The sequence below is a fragment of the Bacillus sp. 2175 genome, assembly GCF_057812155.1.
This window is the reverse complement of record NZ_CM173819.1, coordinates 3,401,436-3,421,260: the sequence shown is the minus strand read 5'-3', so window position 1 is coordinate 3,421,260 and position 19,825 is coordinate 3,401,436. Positions and strand designations below refer to the sequence as shown.

The following is a 19,825-nucleotide window of genomic DNA, read 5'->3' as shown; positions in this document are numbered from 1 at the left end:
GCCGTAAGGATGAAAGAGAGGTAGGGCTTTCATTGTTTTAGGTATATAAGTTATTATTTTTAGAAGAATACTGAACCATTTTCACTTCTATTGATAAGGTGTTTTTTATTAAAGAGATAAACGAATTGACAGCCATATATGGTCAACAAAAAAGGTTTCCTCCTAAGGAAACCTTTTTAATATTATTTGCAGTGTTTTGTTTTTGAATATTCGAATTTTTTGTTATAAAGTCGTAAAAATTGACGTTACTATCTAAAAGTAAGTATGATGCGATTATAGTAAGATTTTTTAGGGGGGAAGAAAAATGACAAGTTCAAGTAATAAAGCAGCGAGTATTTATGAAGGAACAAATGTAAATGCTGGGGGATTTTTTGAAAACGTTGAAGAAACAAAGTTGTTTGATCCAATTCAAGTTGGAGCTTGGTCTCTTCGTAATCGTATAGTGATGGCACCGATGACAAGATGCTTTGCAGATAATGAGACTGGAGTAGTTGGTGCTGATGTAGTGGAGTACTACAGGCGCGACACGTTTCTCTATAAGCGTTTAGACGTGAAGTGAGAGTGTTGCTGAAATTTATCTTAAGCAACAATAACTAATATATCGAGAGTTGGAATGAAAATCGTCATGTTGAATTGAAACAACTCCATTAATACTCCTACATGCATGATTTGTTAGTAGACAGATTGTGTATGAAGCTAGGTGAAGTCGGCTGAACGAGCCTAAGTGATTTTTAATCATATGGTGTAGGATAGGTCGGATGGCTGAAAAGATAACTATGGTGAGAATGTCCCTTATGGGTCTGACGAATTTGCGAAGGTACGGGTCTAAAATTGCACTATACCGAAAGGTATAGCACACAAGAGTGTGGTAGGGTACCGAGAAGTACGAATCTGACGGTAGGAAATCGGGATAAGCAACGATGAGCTTATAAACTCTACAGGCTTATAGCAAACACCTACGGTTATCATGAATAGCTAGATATATTGGAACGTGGGAAGCAAAAAACTGCTAAATGAAAACAGCTACTACTGGGCAGGTGGATATAAGGTAATTAGCCGAAATTCCTTTATTTTTGTGAAGGTAGGGGCACAGTACCGTTGAAGCGTCTAATGAACGTGGAGGGATGGCCCCAAGTCTAGTTTGTTTTATGTTTAATTTTAAGAAAATGAAGCTCAATGGTCAGGTAGGAATGTGGGCAAAAACCTAGGAGGTTTCCACAGTTGAGCACAACAATGAGATATTGGGAATATTACAATATGCAAGAAACATTTGATAGGTTATATGAAGAAAGTCAAGGAAATAAATCATTCCATGGTCTATATGAATTGATTACTTCGGAGAACAATATTCTTTTAGCATACCGAACAATAAAATCTAACAAGGGGTCCAAAACCGCTGGCACGGATTTGTTCACGATAGATAATTATAAACCAATGTATAAAAAGGAATTCTTATCATTGGTTTGTAAACAACTAGAGATATACAAACCAAAAGCAGTAAAGAGAGTTTTTATTCCTAAGTCCAATGGAGATAAAAGACCTTTAGGAATTCCAACAATGTTTGATCGGTTAATTCAACAAATGATTAGGCAAATTTTGGAGCCGATTTGCGAGGCGAAATTTTACGAACATAGTTATGGATTTCGTCCGATGAGAGGAACAAAACATGCCATTTCTAGAGTAATGTTTTTGATAAGCAGAAATACTTTTCATTACGCGGTAGATATAGATATAAAAGGATTCTTTGACAATGTTAATCACACATTACTTCTAAAACAATTGTGGAATATGGGTATTAAAGATAAGCGAGTGTTAAAACTTATCTATTTAATTCTAAAAGCACCAATTAAGGGATTTGGAATTCCAAAAAAGGGAACACCACAAGGTGGAATACTCTCGCCATTACTATCCAATATAGTTTTAAATGATTTAGACCAATGGATAGCAAGCCAATGGCACTATTTTGAAACATCATATCCATATACAAATAATGCAAATCAAAAGCGAGCAATGAAAGGTACCAAATTGAAACAAGGATTTATTGTTCGTTATGCAGATGATTTTAAAATTATGGCAAAGGATTTCCGAACGGCACAAAAATGGTTTTTCGCGACAAAAATGTATCTCAAGGAACGATTAAAGTTGGACATTTCACCAGAAAAATCCAGAATAATCAACCTTAGAAAAAACAAATCTGAGTTCTTAGGATATTTATTATATGTAGTACCCAAAAGAAACAAATGGGTTTGTAACTCTAGGATATCAAATAAGAAAAAGAAGCAAATCAAACTTGAGATCAAAAAGCGAATAAAAGCTATTCAGTTGTCATCAACTCGGAAAAATGTGCAATTATATAATGCCTATGTACTTGGACTGCGTAACTATTTTAGGTATGTTACACATGTAAATATTGAAATGAAACAGCTTGCATTTAACCTATCATTAGTAATATTCAATCGATTAAAAAGTGTCGGGAAATATGAAGTTCCAATCAATGCACCTCCGGTGTTTACAAAATTCTTTAAAAATAATTATCGAACATTTAAAGTATGTGGTATTTACTTATTTCCACTAGCGGATATACAAACAGCAACTATATGGAATTACACGCAAACCCAAACACCTTACAATCAAAAAGGCCGAAAGATTGCCAAACATATTGAGTTAAATAAATTGGTATTAGGCGAAATTAAGAAACTACTAACTGCAAATATCCCTAATGAAAGTATAGAGTACTTGGATAATCGAATGGCAAGGTATTCTATGTTGAATGGAAAATGTGAGATACTTAAAGAATTTTTACCAGCAAGTGAGCTACATTGCCACCACTATATTCCGAAGGGATTAGGCGGAACAGATGAGTATGAAAATCTTAGAATCATTCATAAAGAAATTCATAGATTAATTCACATGACAAATAAACAAACGATTGAATCCTACTTTCAAAAACACTCGTTGACTGTGGAACAAGTTAAACGAATAAACCAATATCGAAGAGCTTGTAATTTAGAAAAAATTAAACAATAAACAAATTAGATGGAGCGCCGTATGAGGTGAAAGTCTCACGTACGGTGTGGAGTGGGGGAAAAGGTAGAGATAACTTCAAATCCTTACCTATCACTAACAAAACGTGCTGCGGATGGAATTGGACTAATTATTACAGAAGGAATTGTCATTAGTCCGAGAGCAAAAGGAAACCCAGGAGTACCAGGTATTTATACACAAGAACAAATCGATTCTTGGAAACCTGTTACAGAGGCAGTACATAAAGAAGGCGGGACGATTATTGCTCAAATATGGCATGTTGGGCGTATGAGTCATCATGAAATAATTGGTGGTCAAATGCCACAAGCACCATCGGCTATCGCTGCAGAGGGAAATGTTCCACGCTTTCGTAAACCGTTTGATACGCCAGAAGCAATGACGTTAGAAGAAATACAAGAAGTGATCGGTCAATACGCACAAGCTGCGAAAAATGCGATCGAAGCTGGATTTGATGGAGTAGAAATTCACGGTGCACACGGATATTTAATCGATCAATTTACGTATGAGTTTGCGAATAAGCGAACAGATAAATATGGCGGTGATTTAAAACAAAGGTTAACGTTTATGAAAGAAGTAACGGCGGCTGTAATAGAAGCTGTTGGAGCTAATAAAACACTTCTTCGTTTCTCTGCTTTCAAAGGTGATAATCCTACTTATATGTGGGAAAATCCTGAGTTTGCAATTGAAACGTTCATAAATATGTTTAAAGAGGTTGGGTTAACGATGATCCATCCTTCAACGATGAATTATACGCAAGAGATTGCTGACGGAAAGAATTTTCATCAACTAGTAAGAAAATATTGGGATGGTACGATTGTTGGGGTTGGTAATTTAAATCCGAAAGAGGCCGAAGAAGCGTTGCAAGAAGGAACGATTGATGTAGCGGCATTCGGAAGACCGTTAATTGCTAATCCAGACTTTGTTCATCGAATTAAACACGCTGAAAGTTTAGTTGAATATGACGCGAAAGAGCATCTTGCTACGTTAGTATGAATAAAGATAAAAGGAGAGCACATCGAGTGTTCTCCTTTTATTATGGAATTTCATAGGGGGAAGCGGGATGAGTGAAACGCTACTCGTTATTATTAGTATATTACTATTTTTAATGTTGCTTTTAATCGTCTTTTTTATCATTACATTTTTTATAAAAAAACGAACACACCATTCTATTTTAAAATTACATCCGTACTTAGGAAGAATGCGCTACTTACTGGAAAAGATAGGGCCTGAATTTCGACAATATTGGTTTGATCATGATACGGATGGAAAGCCTTTCTCACGTTATGATTTTCAAAGTGTTATGTTTTTAGCGAAATATCGCTCTGAAATACTTGGTTTTGGATCAAAACGAGATTTTGAAGCTTCTGGATATTATATTGCTAATACATTATTTCCGATATTAACTGAGGAATTAAGTGTGAATCTCACGCAAGAGCGGGAAGGTAAAAAGTACGTGATTCATAAAGAAGGGTTATTTTCAAGAAGAGAAAAATTGACAGCGGATACAACGAATCTTTGGCTGTACGAAGAAGATGATGCAATTATAGTCGGTGAGAACCGTAAATATCCGTGGAAGCTACATGGCATGTTTGGTGCATCTGCGACTTCTTACGGTGCGATTGGAGAAAATTATATTTTAGCGAGTGGTTTTGGAGCAAAAATGGCAGGCGGATCGTGGATTAATACGGGTGAAGGTGGCGTTATTCCAGAACATTTACATACAGGAGCGAGTATCGTTGCGCAAATTGGTCCAGGGTTATTTGGATACCGTGATGAAGACGGTAATTTTTCAATGGGAAAATTCATGGAGAAAGCGAAAGAAAGTAATATTAGAGCATTCGAATTGAAATTTGGGCAAGGTGCTAAAATACGTGGTGGTCATTTAGAGGGACAAAAAGTAAATGAGAAAATTGCTTTTGTTCGCAACGTCCGAAAGGGAGAGACGATTAATTCACCGAATCGATTTTCATTTTTAAAGAATGCAGCGGATACACTTTGTTTTATTCAACAGTTGCAAGAAAACAGCGGTAAACCAGTTGGAATGAAAATTGTAATTGGTCAGCAGGAGCCTTTGGAAGATTTAATAAAAACAATGAAAGAACTAAACATTTACCCAGATTTTATTACAATCGACGGTTCAGAAGGCGGGTCAGGGGCAACGTATAAATCGATGGCAGATTGTATGGGACTGCCGCTTATTCCAGCATTACTTACATTTATTGATACAGCAAACCATTATGGTGTCCGTAACAAGTTTAAAGTATTTGCATCGGGTAAATTAATCACACCAGATAAAGTGGCGATTGCTTTAGCGATTGGGGCGGATGCTGTAAGTTCAGCCCGTGGGTTTTTGATGGCAAGTGGCTGTATTATGGCCCTTCAATGTAATTCTGGTCAATGTCCATCTGGTGTAGCCACGACGAATCCGCATTATCAAAAAGCGTTAGATCCGTATGAGAAGAAGTGGCGAGTCATGAATTATATTATTAGTATGAGATATAGTTTATTTTCATTAGCGGCAGCGGCGGGAGTGAAGAGCCCGCGCCATTTAACTAGAGAGCATATTGTGTTTAAAGACGAGGTGGGGAGAGTAGTTCCTCTTTCGGAATTGTTTCCTATAGTAAATCAAACCTAAAAGTATATTTGATGTGTAAGATTTTTTAGAGGAATAATTATATTTTTGGAAAAATTAGGAGTATAATAGGGGAGTATTTTTGAAAATGACTATTTTTAGGGAGAGATTCACTTGCAGCAAGGTTCGTACAGTATTACAATTTTTTTACTCGTCATAGGGCTCGTTATATTTAGACGCATGCGCTCTATGAATCGACCAATTAATAATAAAGGAAGACGACTACTATTGCCATTATTCTTCTTATTACCAGGTTTTTCTTTATACGCAGCACCGATACAACTTGCTGGTTGGCAAATTGGTATAGCTGCTGGGATCGGACTGTTATTGTCAATTCCACTTATTATTTTAAGTGGGTATGAAGTCAGAGAAGATGGTCAAATTTATGCAAAAAAAAGTATCGCTTTTATTGCTACATTTTTAGTTATCGTTCTTTTACGTGCTTATTTTAGAAGACATTTACAAGGTCTAGATCCAAAGTCAATCGGCATTCTTTTCTACACTCTTGCGGTTTGTTATATAGTACCTTGGCGTATTGGATGCTATATGAAATTTCGTAAAGTATATGTAGAGAAAGCAAAATTTGAGACGTCAATAAGCTAAAAGTCATACATTTGTATGGCTTTTAGTTTTTAAAATTTATCGGGTAAAGGAATGAAAATAAGGTGTGAAAAAACACTCTTTAATCTTCTGAATATTATTACTTTAATTCCTTGAAAAATCATTGTAATCCACTGGGATAAAGGCGTTTATAAAGGTTTTCACATGTAATGAAAAGTGCTCGTTCACTTGAAAGAACAAAAAATGTTTGTTAAGGTAGGGAACCATAAGTGAAAACAAGAAAAATGAAAGTAAGGACTTATTGACAATAAAAAATAAGTAACTTATAATAAATCTTGAGTTCGAGATAAATAATGTTCATAATGAAAATTTATTATGGTTATAAATCGAACAAATATTTTTTGTGAATTATCTTGAATTCGAGATAATTCAATAGGTTAGACGCCGATACGTAATTTTGTGATTAATATCTCGAATTCGAGATAAAATTATAATGACGGATTTTACTTTGTAGCATGGACAAAATGAATAATGAATTTAAATGTAAAAGAATTTTTATAATGAAATAAAAAAGGAGTGGAAGAAATGGAAAAGAAAACAATGGGAATCCATCATATTACAGCGATTGTAGGGCATCCACAAGAAAATGTAGACTTTTATGCTGGTGTATTGGGGTTACGTTTAGTGAAACAAACAGTGAATTTTGATGATCCAGGTACGTACCATCTTTATTTTGGAAATGAAGGAGGAAAGCCTGGAACAATTATTACGTTTTTCCCATGGGCAGGTGCTCGTCAAGGTATTATTGGAGATGGTCAAGTAGGAATTACGTCTTACGTTGTACCAAAAGGTGCAATGGAGTTTTGGGAAAATAGATTAGAAAAATTCGATGTTTCGTATACAAAAATGACTCGTTTTGGAGAGCAGTATTTAGAATTTGATGATCCGCATGGTTTGCATATAGAATTAGTTGAAAGAGAAAAAGGCGAATTAAATAATTGGAGTTTTGGAGAAGTTACACCAGAAGTAGCAATTAAAGGGTTTGGAGGTGCTGTTCTTTTATCTACACAGCCTCAAAAAACAGCTGAATTGTTAGAACATATTATGGGTCTTGAGAAAATTGGAGAAGAGGGTGAATTTGTTCGATTCCGTTCTTCTGCTGACATTGGAAATATTATTGATTTGAAATTATCAACAATCGGTCGTGGCCAAATGGGCGTTGGCACAGTTCATCATATTGCCTGGAGAGCGAGTGACGATGCTGATCAGCTAGACTGGAAAGAGCATGTGTCGCGTTTTGGATATCACGTAACTCCTGTACAAGATCGAAATTATTTTAACGCGATTTATTTTAGAGAACATGGTGAAATCTTATTTGAAATTGCAACAGATCCTCCTGGTTTCGCTCATGATGAATCGTTAGAGACGATGGGTGAGGAATTAAAGTTACCGGAACAATATGAACAACATAGAAAACAGATTGAACAAACGCTTTTACCATTTGAAGTGAGAAATTTAGATTAAAGTGATTGAAGGGGGAAAAGGATTATGATGAAACATGTTTTTCAAAAAGGAAAAGATACGTCAAAACCAGTGTTGTTATTACTTCATGGCACAGGTGGTAATGAATTAGATTTACTACCACTTGCAGAAATAGTTGATCCGGAAGCGTCGGTATTAAGCGTTAGGGGAAATGTGTTAGAGAATGGGATGCCGCGTTTCTTCCGCCGATTAGCAGAGGGCATTTTTGATGAAGAGGATTTAATTTTCCGTACGAAGGAATTAAATGAATTTTTAGATGAAGCGGCTAAAGAATATAAATTCGATAGAAATAACATTGTAGCTATCGGTTATTCGAATGGGGCAAATATCGCAGCAAGCTTATTATTCCATTACGAAAATGCATTGAAAGGTGCTGTGCTTCATCACCCAATGGTACCAAGAAGAGGAATGCAATTAGCAAATTTAGCAGGGAAATCTGTGTTTATTGCTGCTGGGACAAATGACCCAATTTGTTCATCAGCAGAGTCAGAGGAATTGAAGATACTATTAGAAAATGCAAACGCGAATGTAACAATGCATTGGGAAAATCGAGGGCATCAATTAACGATGGGTGAAGTAGAAAAAGCAAAAGAGTGGTATGACAAAGTATTTTAAAAAAGAAGCATCTGCTAACCATTAGCAGATGCTTCTTTTTTATTTAGGACTGGATTGCAAGATGAGATGAAGAAAGTGGTAGCTCAATATCAACAATTGTACCTTTATTTAATTCGCTTGAAATGTGTAATTTACCATGATGTTCTTCAATTATTTTGTAACACATCATTAATCCTAGTCCTGTGCCTTTTTCTTTTAAACTATAAAAAGGTTCGCCTAGACGGGAGATACGATCTTCTGGAATGCCACAACCTTCATCGATAATTCGTATTAAGATGAAATTATCCTCTAATGGTTTTGTTTGGATGAAAATATTTCCGCCATTTGGCATCGCTTCTATCGCATTTTTTAATATGTTTATAAAAACTTGTTTTAATTGGTTACCGTCACATTGAATATCATATACGTAATCAAAATGATCCATGATGATATGAACGCTATGCATAATTGCAGTCGGTAAAATAAATGTAACTACCTCTTCAATTAAAGTTTGTATGTTACAAGTTTGGATAGATAATACTTGTGGCTTAGACATCGCCATAAATTGACTCGTGATGGATTCCATTTGTGAAATCTCACTTAACATAACATCGATATACCATTTTTGCTCCTCATTTATTTCAGGGAGGAGCAATGTTAGAAAACCCTTTAGGGAAGTGAGTGGATTTCGAATTTCATGGGCAATTCCAGCTGTCAGTTGTCCGACTACTGCGAGCTTCTCAGATTTTCGTAGTAACTTTTCAGTTTCTTTTAGCTCTGTAACATCTCTCCCCATCACGATAAGACCTTTGCGAGAACCATTAGGATGATAAAGCGGAACTTTTGATATACTTAAGATTAAATCGAAATCATCTCTATGTATAATAAATTCCTCGCCATGAAGAATTTGTCTTTGTTGCCATGCTAGTTCATCGACTTCTTCACAATGTAAAAAAGCTTCTCGGTATGCTTCATTATATTGAATGAGTTCGCTATCTTTTTTCCCGTGGTAAGGTACATGATGGAAGTTGAAGCAAGAAAGTGCGTAGTCATTTGCCTCAAGCCAGCGCCCTTCATGATCTTTAAATATAACAAACGCAGGCATGGAGTTTACTAATGTACGTAATCTCTTCTTACTTTCTTTTAGCATATTCTCAATTCTTTCTGATTTTTCAAGTGGCTTCATAATAGCGTATACACCAGTAAGACGATTTTGAACAAAAATAGGAACTAGTTTTGTCACAACATCTAATAAGAATCCATTTTTATGATAAATAGATAAGATATACTCTTGTTGATTATCCGCTTCAGTATTCTTTATATTTTGTAATACTTGCTCAGAAATATGGGCTCCTAAAATAGAGGTAATATTTTTCTGTTCTAATTCTAAAGAAGTGTAACCTAATATTCTTTCGGCAGAAGGATTTATATGTAGAATAACTCCTTCTAAGTTTAATGAAATAATACTATCAGGATTATGTTCGAACAGAGATGCGTACATTTCTGTTAATGAACGATCTTGTATATGGTTTCGCAAACGTCTAGAAATGTTCGGATGACGTTTTTTTTGAGTTGGTGAATATTTTTTACGACTCATAATAGTTCCTCCGTACAAATAGCATCTAAAAAGATTTGTCTATTCATAACTATAATATAGATGTGATGTGTATTTCTATAAAAAATGGAAGTTATAGAATAAATTTTATTTTTTTATTTTTTTTGCAAAGTGAATGCAGGATGGTAATAAGGGGAGCTTATATTGTTTTATAACCCTTTTGTAAGTTACAGACGGCTGTTTTCCGTATAACATTAGGGTAGAGGAGGGGGAGAGAAAATGAAAAATTATATTCAAGGGATTGATCACGTGCAAGTAGCTGCACCTGTAGAGTGTGAAGAAGAGGCGCGTGATTTTTATGGGAATAAAATTGGTATGGTAGAAATTCCAAAGCCAGAAGAGTTGAAAAAACGAGGTGGATGTTGGTTTAAATGTGGAAATCAAGAAATCCATATTGGTGTCGAGCGGAACTTTACACCAGCTAAAAAGGCTCATCCAGCTTTTTATGTGAATGAAGTTAATGAATTTAAGCAAACACTTATAGAGAAAGGTGTAAAAGTGATTGATGATTATGCACGGCCAGATGTAATTCGATTTTACGTATCAGACCCGTTTGGAAACAGAATTGAATTTATGCAAAATAAAGACTAGGTGTATTCCCACCTAGTCTTTAACTTCTTCTGAAAAGTCCTAACACTTCTACAGTTTCTGTAATATTAACGAATGCATTCGGGTCAATTTCAGAAATTGTAAGTTTCATACTTGCTAATTCTTCACGAGAAACGACCGTCATAAGTACACGCTTTTTCTCGCTTGAATAAGCGCCTTCGCCATCAAGTAACGTTATTCCACGTACAACAGTTGAAAGAAGCTGTTTTTTCATTTTTTCTGCTTCATTTGTTACAATCATAAGTGTAACTTTACGATGTTTTGTATGAACAGCATCAATTACTTTACCAGTTACATAAATTGAAAGTAAGCTTGTAAGTGCAACATCCCAGGTGAAGAAGAATCCTGCGATTATTACAACGACTGCATTTAAAATAATAAGGAATCCGCCAAGTTTAATGTCTCGCTTGCGGGATAAAAGCATACCGATAATATCAAATCCACCAGTGGATCCATTACAGTTAAAAACAAGACCAATACCAGCTCCGGCGATGACACCCCCGAAGATAGAAGATAACAATGGATCTGTTGCTACGACTTTTACTGGAACGTAGTATAATGCAACAGATAATACAACTACAGAGACAACTGTGTTAAAAATCACTTTTTTTCCAAGGCCTATGTACCCTAAAATAAGGATAGGTAAGTTTAATACAAAGTTAATAATGCCTGTGTTTACAGGGGTTACAATCCCTAAAATAATAGCAATTCCGCCAATTCCACTACTTAAAATTTTGTGGGGGATAAGGAAAAGATTAAAGGCAACCGCAATAATAATAGAACCGATAATAACACCAAGGAATCTGACCATTTCTTTCCCGTCCTTCACTGAAAAATTCATATTATTTCAAGATTATATATGATATTGAAAGTTTTGGGTAAAAACAGTTTATTTTGGTAAATTAGATTAATCGAAAGAATTTGAGTATTTTATCATTTGAAAGGGGATACAGTTGTGAAGATAAAAACATATCAACAGAAAAGCCCGTTGAAGCAAGAATGTGAGGATTCTTATTTTTGTAATAAAGATAAAAAGATTTATGGTGTATGTGACGGTGCAACACCACTTGTCCCGTTTCGTGATGAAAATGGACATAATGGAGCATACATCGCTTCGCATTTATTTGCAAATTATTTTACTGCATTACGAGAGAATCATAGTTTACAATTTGCAGTTACCAAAGCAAATGAAGCATTACAAAGCAAAATGTTAGAATATGAAGTAGACACGAGAAAAAAAGAGCATTTGTGGTGCACATGTATCGCGGCAGTTCAAATAGTTGGTGAGAAAATTGAATATGCGCAGCTTGGGGACTGTATGATTGTCGCAACTTTTCAAAATGGAACGATGCAAGTATTAACGAAAGACACAGTTGAAGGAATTAGTAAACGAGCAAAAAGGAAGAGGGAAGAAGATCGTAAAAAAGGGTTATCTGTACCAGAAGAATATGTTTTTCAAGATGTGCGAGAACAGTTAAAATACAATCGTTATCTTGCAAATATGCCAAATGGTTATTCAGTTGCAAATGGAATGAAAGAAGCGATACATTATTTACAACATGGTGAATTACATATAGATGAAGTGAGTGGAATTTTTATTTGTTCAGACGGGTTATTCCACCCAGATTGGTCATTAGAACAAACTGTTGCATATATAAGAAAGAATAGTATAAACGAATATGTAGCAATCATTGAAAAGCTGGAAGGGGAAAAGAGAATAAAACCAGATGATAAAACGATTATTATGATTGATTTTTAAGAGGAGGCAGTTCAAATGGAAATTAAATATGTCAATCTAACATTTCAAGATGAATTAGTTCCTTTAGAAAAAGTAAATCAACTGATTATCCACCATACAGCTGAAGATGGATGGGACGTGTATAAAACGCATGAATTTCATCAAACTGTAAGAGGGTGGAGCGGGATTGGTTACAACTATTTTATCGAAAAGGACGGAACTGTAGTGGAAGGGCGAGGTTTACATATTGGAGCGCACGCGAAAGACCATAACCGTCATACAATTGGAATATGTATGACGGGAAATTTCGATAAATACGATCCAACTCCTGCACAAGTGAATGCATTATATTCTTTATGCAAAATGTTTATGAAGCAATTTGCTATAAAGAAAGAAAATATACTAGGTCATAGAGAGTTAGAAGGAGTTACAAAAAGCTGTCCTGGTAATCGTTTTTCTATGGTAGAGTTAAGGAAGATATTATCTTAAATATAGAGGAGTAACAACGATGATGAATATAAAAATACCAAATGATAAAAAAGAAGAGCTTGTAGCGCAAATTCAGCAATTTTTCGTTGAAGAAGATTTAGATGAAATTGGACGTTTCCAAGCAGAGCGTTTAATAGAAGAAATGGTTAAATTAGTTGGACCATTTGCATACAATCAAGCAATTGGAGATGCAAGAAAGCTTGTAAGTGAGAAATTAACGAATATCGAAGAAGATTTATACGTGTTAGAGAAGAATGAAGGAAAATAAAAAAAGAGCCCATCGGCTCTTTTTTTATTTGATTGATAGCAAAAAAACATAGGGAAAACACGGAAAAGACATTGAAAATACACCTTTTATTTTTAGAATATTCTTAGTTTTAAAATACTTCAGAAAGGAAGATTGTAATGAGATTAACGCCAAGAGAAATTGATAAACTGCTAGTAGTTGTTGCGGCTGATTTAGCTTATCGACGAAAGGAGAGGGGGCTTAAGTTAAACTATCCAGAAAGTATCGCTATTATTACGTATGAAATTTTGGAAGGAGCAAGAGATGGTAAAAATGTAGCGGAATTAATGGAACTTGGAAAAAACATTTTAAGTGCTGAAGATGTTATGGATGGTATTGCAGACATGATATCAGATATTCAAGTTGAGGCAACTTTTCCTGATGGAACAAAATTAGTAACTATTCATCAGCCAATTCATTAAAGGAAGTGAATGTTATGATTCCAGGGCAATATATCCTTGCGAAAGAAGACATAGTGTGTAATGGAAATAAAAAAGCAATGAAAGTCAAAGTAATAAATCAGGGAGATAGACCCATTCAAATTGGATCTCATTACCACTTTTATGAAGTGAATGAGGCATTAAAATTCAATCGCAGTGTAGCAATTGGACAACATTTAAATATTCCAGCAGGTACAGCGGTAAGATTTGAGCCTGGAGATGAAAAAACGATTGAACTAGTTCCATATTCAGGGGAACAAGAAGTATATGGATTTAAAAATAAAGTGGATGGCGATATTCAATCTTACACAAAAAGAGGGAGATAGCATGAGTTTTAAGATGTCACGTAAACAATATGCTGATTTATATGGTCCAACTACAGGAGATTCTATTCGTTTAGCGGATACACAATTATTCGCACATGTTGATCGAAATGCCACTGTATATGGTGATGAAGCTGTCTTTGGTGGAGGAAAATCAATTAGGGATGGTATGGGACAAAATTCACAACTTACAAGAGAACAGGGGGTTGTGGATGTTGTTATTACGAATGCAATTATTATTGATTATACGGGAGTATATAAAGCGGATATTGGTATAAAAGATGGGAAGATTTCAGCAATTGGTAAGAGTGGTAATCCTTCAGTTATGGATAATATTGATATCATCATTGGAACATCAACGGAAGTAATTTCTGGTGAGCGGAAAATCGTTACAGCTGGAGGTATTGATACACATGTGCATTTCATATCCCCACAACAAATTGATACGGCATTGGCTTCAGGTATAACAACTTTAATTGGTGGGGGAACAGGACCGGCAGAAGGGACTAAGGCAACTACAATAACACCTGGATCTTGGAATTTAAGAAAAATGCTAGAAGCAGCAGAAGCTTTTCCTATAAATCTTGGATTTTTAGGGAAAGGAAATAGTTCAAGTTTACCTGCCCTGGAAGAACAAATATTTGCAGGGGCTATCGGATTGAAAATCCATGAAGATTGGGGAGCAACTTCGTCAGCAATTAATCACTCGTTACAGATTGCTGATAAATATGATATTCAAGTCGCTATTCATACGGATACGTTAAACGAATGTGGTTTTGTGGAAGAAACGATAAAAGCTATTGATAATCGTGTTATTCATACGTACCACACTGAAGGAGCTGGAGGTGGGCATGCACCAGATATTATAAAGATTGCTGCGCTGAATAATATTTTACCATCATCAACGAACCCGACCTTGCCATATACAGTGAATACGCTGGATGAACATTTAGATATGCTCATGGTATGTCATCATTTAAAAGCGAATATTCCAGAAGATGTAATGTTTGCAGATTCAAGGATTCGAAAAGAAACAATCGCGGCAGAGGATATTTTGCAAGATTTAGGGGTTTTCAGCATGATTAGCTCTGACTCACAGGCGATGGGAAGGGTTGGAGAGGTTATTATTCGCAATTGGCAAACCGCCGATAAAATGAAAAAGCAGATTGGTAGTTTAGAGGGAGATAAAGAATATAACGATAATAATAGAATTCAACGTTATATAGCTAAGTATACAATTAATCCAGCTATTACACATGGGATTTCAGAATACGTGGGCTCTATTGAAATAGGAAAGTATGCAGACCTTGTAATATGGGATCCACAATTTTTCGGTGTTAAGCCAGATATGGTTTTGAAAAGCGGAATGGTAGTGATGGCATTAATGGGAGACGAGAATGCTTCAATTCCTACCCCACAACCATATTATGAAAAAAAGATGTTTGGTGCATATGGAAAAGCAGTACAGTCAAGTTCGATTACATTTGTATCGAAAGTAGCTTATGAGAATAATATTAAAGAAAAATTGGGTTTAAATAAAGTTGTATTACCTGTTAAAAATACGAGAGAGATTTCGAAGCAAGATATGAAGTTAAATAATGCAACACCAGAAATTGAAGTAGATCCGCAGACATATGAAGTTAAAGTTGATGGACAAGTAATCACGTGTGAAGCAGTAGATGTACTACCTATGGCTCAAAGATATTTTTTATTTTGATATAACGGGGGAGATAAAATGATTATTGAAAAAATTAATAACAACGTATGCAATATGAATGATTTCTCAAACACAAAAAAGCATCTTGATAAGATATTAATTTCTAGTGAGCTTTTACTGAAGAGAGTTCAGAAATTATATTCAGAATCTGGTTTTGAAATTGGGGTGTCTTTAGATAGTGGAGAAACATTAAAGAACGGTGATATTTTATATGAAGATGAAAATCGAATTGTGTATATTGAAGTATTACCAGAAGAGGTAATTGTAATTACTCCAAAATCAATAAAAGAAATGGGGATTATTGCTCATAACTTAGGGAATAGACATTTACCAGCACAATTCGATGAAGGGTGCATGATTTTGGCGAACGACTACTTAGTAGAAGATTTACTTAAAAAGGAAGGTGTTCCTTATCAAAAAGAAAATAGAGTATTACCAAAACCGTTCAAGCATGCTTCGCACAAACATATTTAACCTACTTAACCTACTCCAAATTAGTGATTCGAACTTCCCAACAGGAAGTTTTAGTCACTCTTTTGGATTAGAAACATTTATTCAAGAGGGACAAGTTACAAATAAAGACGGGTTTTTCAAATGGGTTAATCGATATGTAAAAGTCCAATTAACATACACGGACGGCTTAATTTGCAAATATACTTACGAAGCCATTAAGAATAATGAGGGAGAACAAATTACATTTTTAGATGATTTAATAACAGCACAAACATTGCCTTTTGAATGTAGAAAAGCAAATAGAATGATTAGTAAAAGTACTTCTAAATTATTGTGTGAATTGTTCTCGTTTGTAAATTTAAATATATATAAAGAAAATATTATGGGTAATAAATTACAAGGTCATCCGAGTATTGTATACGGAATATTAGGGGCGGAATTGAAAATGACAATAGAAGAAACGCTCTTAGTTTTCTTATACTCAAGTGTTGGAAGTATAATTCAAAACGGTGTGAGAGCCATTCCTCTTGGACAAACAGATGGTCAAAAACTATTACAAGAATGCCATGAATTAATCTGCGAATCTATTGATAGAATTCAAATACTTTCATTAGAAGATTTTGGATTGAATGATCCTGAATTCGAAATAAATCAAATGCAACATGAAGATGTAAATGTAAGGGTCTTCATGTCATAGGGAGGAAGAATAAAATGATAAAGCCTATTAAAATTGGTATCGGTGGTCCGGTAGGTGCTGGGAAAACCATGTTAGTTGAAAAGTTAACAAAACATCTAAATACAGATTATGAAATTGCAGCAATTACAAACGATATTTATACGAAAGAAGATGCAAAGATTTTATTGAAAACAGGTGTTTTATCAGAAGATAGAATTATTGGTGTAGAGACAGGGGGGTGCCCGCATACAGCAATTCGAGAGGACGCTTCTATGAATTTTGAAGCAATTGAAGAACTCATGATTAGACATAATAATTTAGATATTATTTTTATTGAAAGCGGGGGTGATAATTTAGCTGCCACATTTAGTCCGGAGCTAGTGGATTTTTCAATTTATATTATTGATGTGGCACAGGGAGAAAAGATTCCGCGTAAAGGTGGACAAGGAATGATCAAATCTGATGTATTTGTAATTAATAAAACGGATTTGGCACCTTATGTAGGAGCTAATCTTGGAGTTATGGAGCAGGATACGAAAAATTACCGACATAATAAACCATACTTTTTTACAAATTTGAAGGATGAGGAAGGTTTACAAGAATTAATAAATTGGATGAGACAGAACATTATGTTAGAAGGACTGAAAAAATGAAATCCCCTACAGGTGTCTTAAACATTGATATGATGGAAAAGAGACATAAAACCGTACCTATTAAGGTTTATCATAAAGATGCCTTAAAAGTAACGCAGCCAATATATTTGGATGAGTATGGTAGAGCATATTACTATATTATGAATTCTGGTGGAGGCTATTTAAAAGGAGATTTCTATTCTATAAATATAAATGTTGGTAAAGATGCGAAAACATATATAACAAGCCAATCAGCAACGAAAGTTTACAAGACTCCAAATAGTTATGCTTTGCAAGAATTGAATTTTTATATTGGTGAGAATGCTGTTATGGAGTATTTACCAGACCCGTTAATTATGTACAAGGATGCAGCATATAAGCAAAAAACAAATATATATATGCAAAATAATTCTACATTGATTTTATGCGATTCAGTTACGCCTGGTTGGTCGCCAAATATGGAGAAGTTCACATACCAATATTTTGATTCGTTAACAAAAATATATATGGAAAATAAACTTGTAGTATACGATCATTTATTGCTAAACCCTTTCAAAGAGTCGTTAGATCAAATGGGAATATTAAATCAATATTCCCATTATGGTACTTTCATAGTTATTAATGAGAACATTACAAATGATTTAATTGCAACATTGAAAACATCACTTTCTAACACTAACAATATGAAAATTGGAATATCTTCTACACCATGTAAAGGCTTTGTCATTCGCATACTTAGTCATAATACTGAGGATATGGAGTCTATATTTTTTCAGTGTCATCGTTTTGTTAGAGAGAATTGTCTACATGAAGAATTAACATCCTATCGAAAATATTAAGTAGGAGAAGGGGATACTATGACTAATGTGGGATTATTGTTTGTCGGTGCAGTTCTATTTATGAATTCACTAGCAGCTTTTAAACTTATTGATAGCAAAAGTGTAGGATACTTTAATTTATTTGTAGGGGCATTACAAACTTTGACACCATTATATTTATTATTTACAGGAAGTCAATCCGATGAGTGGACTATCCTATCTAATGGAACTATTTTTTTATTTGGTTTTACTTATTTATATGTTGGTCTTACGAATATATTAAAACTTGATTCTTCAGGTGTAGGTTACTATTCTCTTTGGGTTGCTATCATTGCAACGGTTATGGGAATTGTGAATCAATTACATGAGAGTGGTAGTTTGCAAAGTACAATAATTTGGTTCTTTTGGGCATTCCTTTGGTTTTTATTTTTCCTACAAGATGGATTGAAAAAGAAGATTCATATTTATGTAGGTATTGTTTGCTTCATTGAATCTTGGATTACTGCAACAGTACCAGCTCTGTTAACACTTACAAATCATACCGACGTGTTAAATAATTTTGTAATTATTTTAGCGACTATTATAACGATTTTAGTTTTTATTATGGCACTTTTCTTTTTCAAGAGTATTCAATTTAAAGTAGAAAGGGTTAGTAACTATGTGGAAAAGTGAACTGAAAAAGGCAACCAACTTTTTTGTTATTATTATATTTCTTCATGTGCTTGGAATTTTATTATTATTACCGGCGCTATATAAAGGTAATAGCATAATCGGAATGGCTATTATTGCATATTCTTTAGGGTTGCGTCATGCGTTTGATAGTGATCATATTGTCGCAATTGATAATACTGTTCGGAAATTAATTGAAAAAGGTAAAAACTCACAGGGGGTGGGATTTTACTTCTCATTAGGACACTCTACGGTAGTATTTGCGATGATTGTATTAATTGCTTTAATTGGAAAAACGGCAAAACATGGAATGGAGAGCTTTTCAACTATAGGCGGTATTATCGGTACAATCGTTTCTAGTACATTCCTTATCATTATTGGTCTTACCAATCTGTTGTACCTTATTAAAGTGTTGAGAAGCCACGAGGACAAACAGCCAGAAAATTTAGGGTTTATATATCGTTTCACACAGCGCTTATTTACGTTTATTGATAGTCAGAAGCAATTGTATATAATCGGTTTTTTATTTGGACTTGGTTTTGATACAGCGAGTGAAATTGGATTAATTGCTCTTTCTACAGTAACTGCAACAAGTCAATCTATTCCACTTGTAAGTATATTTGCTTTCCCCGTTTTGTTTGCTGCCGGAATGTCATTGATGGATACATTAGATAGTACATTCATGAATACGAATTATAAGTGGGCAATGGAAAATAGTCGAATAAGAAATTCATATAATGTATTAATTACCTCAATATCTGTTATTACGGCTTTTTTAATAGGGGGATATCAACTATTATCTTTGCTTATTGAAAGCTATAATTTACAGGGCCCGTTTTGGAATCTCATACAAGTAGTTAATTTTGATTATCTGGGTATATGTCTTGTTGCATTCTTTATTATTTCTCTTATTGTTTTTGTTGTATGGAATAGAAATGCCTTTAAAGAACCGCTTACAAAGAGCATAGAGAAATAAAAATATATCA

The 19,825-nt window shown here is 34.5% G+C and carries 20 protein-coding genes and 2 pseudogenes; 20 read left to right on the top strand and 2 right to left on the bottom strand.

Annotation, left to right across the window (positions count from 1 at the left end; all coding sequences use genetic code 11):
- Nucleotides 1-304: 304 nt before the first annotated feature.
- The 7 genes and pseudogenes from ACXKY9_RS17675 to ACXKY9_RS17645 form a co-directional block, all read left to right on the top strand.
- A pseudogene (locus tag ACXKY9_RS17675) lies at nt 305-523 on the top strand (oxidoreductase); the annotation flags it as partial.
- Nucleotides 524-1,221: 698 nt separating this feature from the next.
- Nucleotides 1,222-3,027, top strand: coding sequence for a group II intron reverse transcriptase/maturase (ltrA, locus tag ACXKY9_RS17670; RefSeq protein WP_000108316.1), 1,806 nt, complete (start codon nt 1,222-1,224; stop codon nt 3,025-3,027).
- A 99-nt stretch (nt 3,028-3,126) separates the two neighbouring features.
- A pseudogene (locus ACXKY9_RS17665) lies at nt 3,127-4,038 on the top strand (oxidoreductase); the annotation flags it as partial.
- Nucleotides 4,039-4,105: 67 nt separating this feature from the next.
- A complete protein-coding gene (locus tag ACXKY9_RS17660) occupies nt 4,106-5,680 on the top strand; it encodes an FMN-binding glutamate synthase family protein (protein WP_000005164.1) in 1,575 nt (524 codons plus the stop codon).
- A gap of 111 nt (nt 5,681-5,791) precedes the next feature.
- A complete protein-coding gene (locus tag ACXKY9_RS17655; RefSeq protein WP_001183922.1) occupies nt 5,792-6,280 on the top strand; it encodes a cytochrome c biogenesis protein CcdC in 489 nt (162 codons plus the stop codon).
- A gap of 543 nt (nt 6,281-6,823) precedes the next feature.
- Nucleotides 6,824-7,762 carry a ring-cleaving dioxygenase gene (locus tag ACXKY9_RS17650; RefSeq protein ID WP_000412731.1) on the top strand — a complete coding sequence of 313 codons (939 nt, stop codon included), beginning with the start codon at nt 6,824-6,826 and terminating at the stop codon, nt 7,760-7,762.
- A gap of 24 nt (nt 7,763-7,786) precedes the next feature.
- Nucleotides 7,787-8,395, top strand: a complete 609-nt coding sequence (locus tag ACXKY9_RS17645) for an alpha/beta hydrolase (RefSeq protein WP_000975485.1) — start codon at nt 7,787-7,789, stop codon at nt 8,393-8,395.
- Nucleotides 8,396-8,438: 43 nt separating this feature from the next.
- On the opposite strand, the gene ACXKY9_RS17640 is transcribed toward ACXKY9_RS17645, so the two are convergent.
- Nucleotides 8,439-9,971, bottom strand: a complete 1,533-nt coding sequence (locus ACXKY9_RS17640) for a BA3702 family sensor histidine kinase (RefSeq protein ID WP_000087661.1) — start codon at nt 9,969-9,971, stop codon at nt 8,439-8,441.
- A 237-nt stretch (nt 9,972-10,208) separates the two neighbouring features.
- Here ACXKY9_RS17640 and ACXKY9_RS17635 point away from each other — a divergent pair, with 237 nt between their 5' ends.
- Entirely contained in the window at nt 10,209-10,580 is a 372-nt protein-coding gene (locus ACXKY9_RS17635; RefSeq protein ID WP_000800768.1) for a VOC family protein, read from the top strand.
- A gap of 19 nt (nt 10,581-10,599) precedes the next feature.
- Here the strand turns inward: ACXKY9_RS17635 and ACXKY9_RS17630 are convergent, their stop codons facing one another.
- Nucleotides 10,600-11,409, bottom strand: a complete 810-nt coding sequence (locus tag ACXKY9_RS17630) for a YitT family protein (protein ID WP_000251344.1) — start codon at nt 11,407-11,409, stop codon at nt 10,600-10,602.
- A gap of 126 nt (nt 11,410-11,535) precedes the next feature.
- On the opposite strand from ACXKY9_RS17630, the gene ACXKY9_RS17625 reads away from it, so the two are divergent.
- From ACXKY9_RS17625 to ACXKY9_RS17570, 12 genes are all read left to right on the top strand, one after another.
- Nucleotides 11,536-12,357, top strand: a complete 822-nt coding sequence (locus ACXKY9_RS17625; protein WP_002101224.1) for a protein phosphatase 2C domain-containing protein — start codon at nt 11,536-11,538, stop codon at nt 12,355-12,357.
- A gap of 15 nt (nt 12,358-12,372) precedes the next feature.
- A complete protein-coding gene (locus tag ACXKY9_RS17620) occupies nt 12,373-12,825 on the top strand; it encodes a peptidoglycan recognition protein family protein (RefSeq protein ID WP_000404192.1) in 453 nt (150 codons plus the stop codon).
- A gap of 19 nt (nt 12,826-12,844) precedes the next feature.
- Entirely contained in the window at nt 12,845-13,093 is a 249-nt protein-coding gene (locus ACXKY9_RS17615) for a DUF2164 domain-containing protein (RefSeq protein WP_000981075.1), read from the top strand.
- A 137-nt stretch (nt 13,094-13,230) separates the two neighbouring features.
- On the top strand, nt 13,231-13,533 hold the full coding sequence (locus ACXKY9_RS17610) for an urease subunit gamma (RefSeq protein ID WP_001241327.1): 303 nt from the start codon (nt 13,231-13,233) through the stop codon (nt 13,531-13,533).
- Nucleotides 13,534-13,547: 14 nt separating this feature from the next.
- The gene (locus ACXKY9_RS17605; RefSeq protein ID WP_000612160.1) at nt 13,548-13,877 is read left to right on the top strand and encodes an urease subunit beta; all 330 of its coding nucleotides are present in this window, start codon (nt 13,548-13,550) and stop codon (nt 13,875-13,877) included.
- A 1-nt stretch (nt 13,878) separates the two neighbouring features.
- Complete coding sequence (gene ureC, locus ACXKY9_RS17600; RefSeq protein ID WP_000008665.1) at nt 13,879-15,591, top strand: urease subunit alpha; 1,713 nt, start codon at nt 13,879-13,881, stop codon at nt 15,589-15,591.
- Between the two features lie 18 nt (nt 15,592-15,609).
- The gene (locus ACXKY9_RS17595; RefSeq protein ID WP_000582805.1) at nt 15,610-16,065 is read left to right on the top strand and encodes an urease accessory protein UreE; all 456 of its coding nucleotides are present in this window, start codon (nt 15,610-15,612) and stop codon (nt 16,063-16,065) included.
- On the top strand, nt 16,043-16,741 hold the full coding sequence (locus tag ACXKY9_RS17590; RefSeq protein ID WP_000946573.1) for an urease accessory protein UreF: 699 nt from the start codon (nt 16,043-16,045) through the stop codon (nt 16,739-16,741). The genes ACXKY9_RS17595 and ACXKY9_RS17590 overlap by 23 nt, the downstream gene beginning before the upstream one ends.
- Nucleotides 16,742-16,755: 14 nt before the next feature.
- On the top strand, nt 16,756-17,373 hold the full coding sequence (gene ureG, locus ACXKY9_RS17585; RefSeq protein ID WP_000594928.1) for an urease accessory protein UreG: 618 nt from the start codon (nt 16,756-16,758) through the stop codon (nt 17,371-17,373).
- Nucleotides 17,370-18,191 (top strand): urease accessory protein UreD, encoded by an 822-nt coding sequence (locus ACXKY9_RS17580; RefSeq protein ID WP_000841915.1) that lies wholly within the window; start codon nt 17,370-17,372, stop codon nt 18,189-18,191. Before ureG ends, ACXKY9_RS17580 begins: the two co-directional genes overlap by 4 nt.
- Nucleotides 18,192-18,209: 18 nt before the next feature.
- Entirely contained in the window at nt 18,210-18,842 is a 633-nt protein-coding gene (locus tag ACXKY9_RS17575; protein WP_000185993.1) for an AmiS/UreI family transporter, read from the top strand.
- The gene (locus ACXKY9_RS17570; RefSeq protein ID WP_000265977.1) at nt 18,829-19,815 is read left to right on the top strand and encodes a HoxN/HupN/NixA family nickel/cobalt transporter; all 987 of its coding nucleotides are present in this window, start codon (nt 18,829-18,831) and stop codon (nt 19,813-19,815) included. Before ACXKY9_RS17575 ends, ACXKY9_RS17570 begins: the two co-directional genes overlap by 14 nt.
- Nucleotides 19,816-19,825 lie beyond the last annotated feature (10 nt).

Coding starts and splice junctions, on each gene's coding strand:
- ACXKY9_RS17660 (WP_000005164.1), top strand. CDS start 4,106: ATGAGTGAAACGCTACTCGTTATTATTAGTATATTACTATTTTTAATG.
- ACXKY9_RS17650 (WP_000412731.1), top strand. CDS start 6,824: ATGGAAAAGAAAACAATGGGAATCCATCATATTACAGCGATTGTAGGG.
- ACXKY9_RS17645 (WP_000975485.1), top strand. CDS start 7,787: ATGATGAAACATGTTTTTCAAAAAGGAAAAGATACGTCAAAACCAGTG.
- ACXKY9_RS17640 (WP_000087661.1), bottom strand. CDS start 9,971: ATGAGTCGTAAAAAATATTCACCAACTCAAAAAAAACGTCATCCGAAC.
- ACXKY9_RS17635 (WP_000800768.1), top strand. CDS start 10,209: ATGAAAAATTATATTCAAGGGATTGATCACGTGCAAGTAGCTGCACCT.
- ACXKY9_RS17630 (WP_000251344.1), bottom strand. CDS start 11,409: ATGGTCAGATTCCTTGGTGTTATTATCGGTTCTATTATTATTGCGGTT.
- ACXKY9_RS17620 (WP_000404192.1), top strand. CDS start 12,373: ATGGAAATTAAATATGTCAATCTAACATTTCAAGATGAATTAGTTCCT.
- ACXKY9_RS17615 (WP_000981075.1), top strand. CDS start 12,845: ATGATGAATATAAAAATACCAAATGATAAAAAAGAAGAGCTTGTAGCG.
- ACXKY9_RS17610 (WP_001241327.1), top strand. CDS start 13,231: ATGAGATTAACGCCAAGAGAAATTGATAAACTGCTAGTAGTTGTTGCG.
- ACXKY9_RS17605 (WP_000612160.1), top strand. CDS start 13,548: ATGATTCCAGGGCAATATATCCTTGCGAAAGAAGACATAGTGTGTAAT.
- ureC (WP_000008665.1), top strand. CDS start 13,879: ATGAGTTTTAAGATGTCACGTAAACAATATGCTGATTTATATGGTCCA.
- ACXKY9_RS17595 (WP_000582805.1), top strand. CDS start 15,610: ATGATTATTGAAAAAATTAATAACAACGTATGCAATATGAATGATTTC.
- ACXKY9_RS17590 (WP_000946573.1), top strand. CDS start 16,043: ATGCTTCGCACAAACATATTTAACCTACTTAACCTACTCCAAATTAGT.
- ureG (WP_000594928.1), top strand. CDS start 16,756: ATGATAAAGCCTATTAAAATTGGTATCGGTGGTCCGGTAGGTGCTGGG.
- ACXKY9_RS17580 (WP_000841915.1), top strand. CDS start 17,370: ATGAAATCCCCTACAGGTGTCTTAAACATTGATATGATGGAAAAGAGA.
- ACXKY9_RS17575 (WP_000185993.1), top strand. CDS start 18,210: ATGACTAATGTGGGATTATTGTTTGTCGGTGCAGTTCTATTTATGAAT.
- ACXKY9_RS17570 (WP_000265977.1), top strand. CDS start 18,829: ATGTGGAAAAGTGAACTGAAAAAGGCAACCAACTTTTTTGTTATTATT.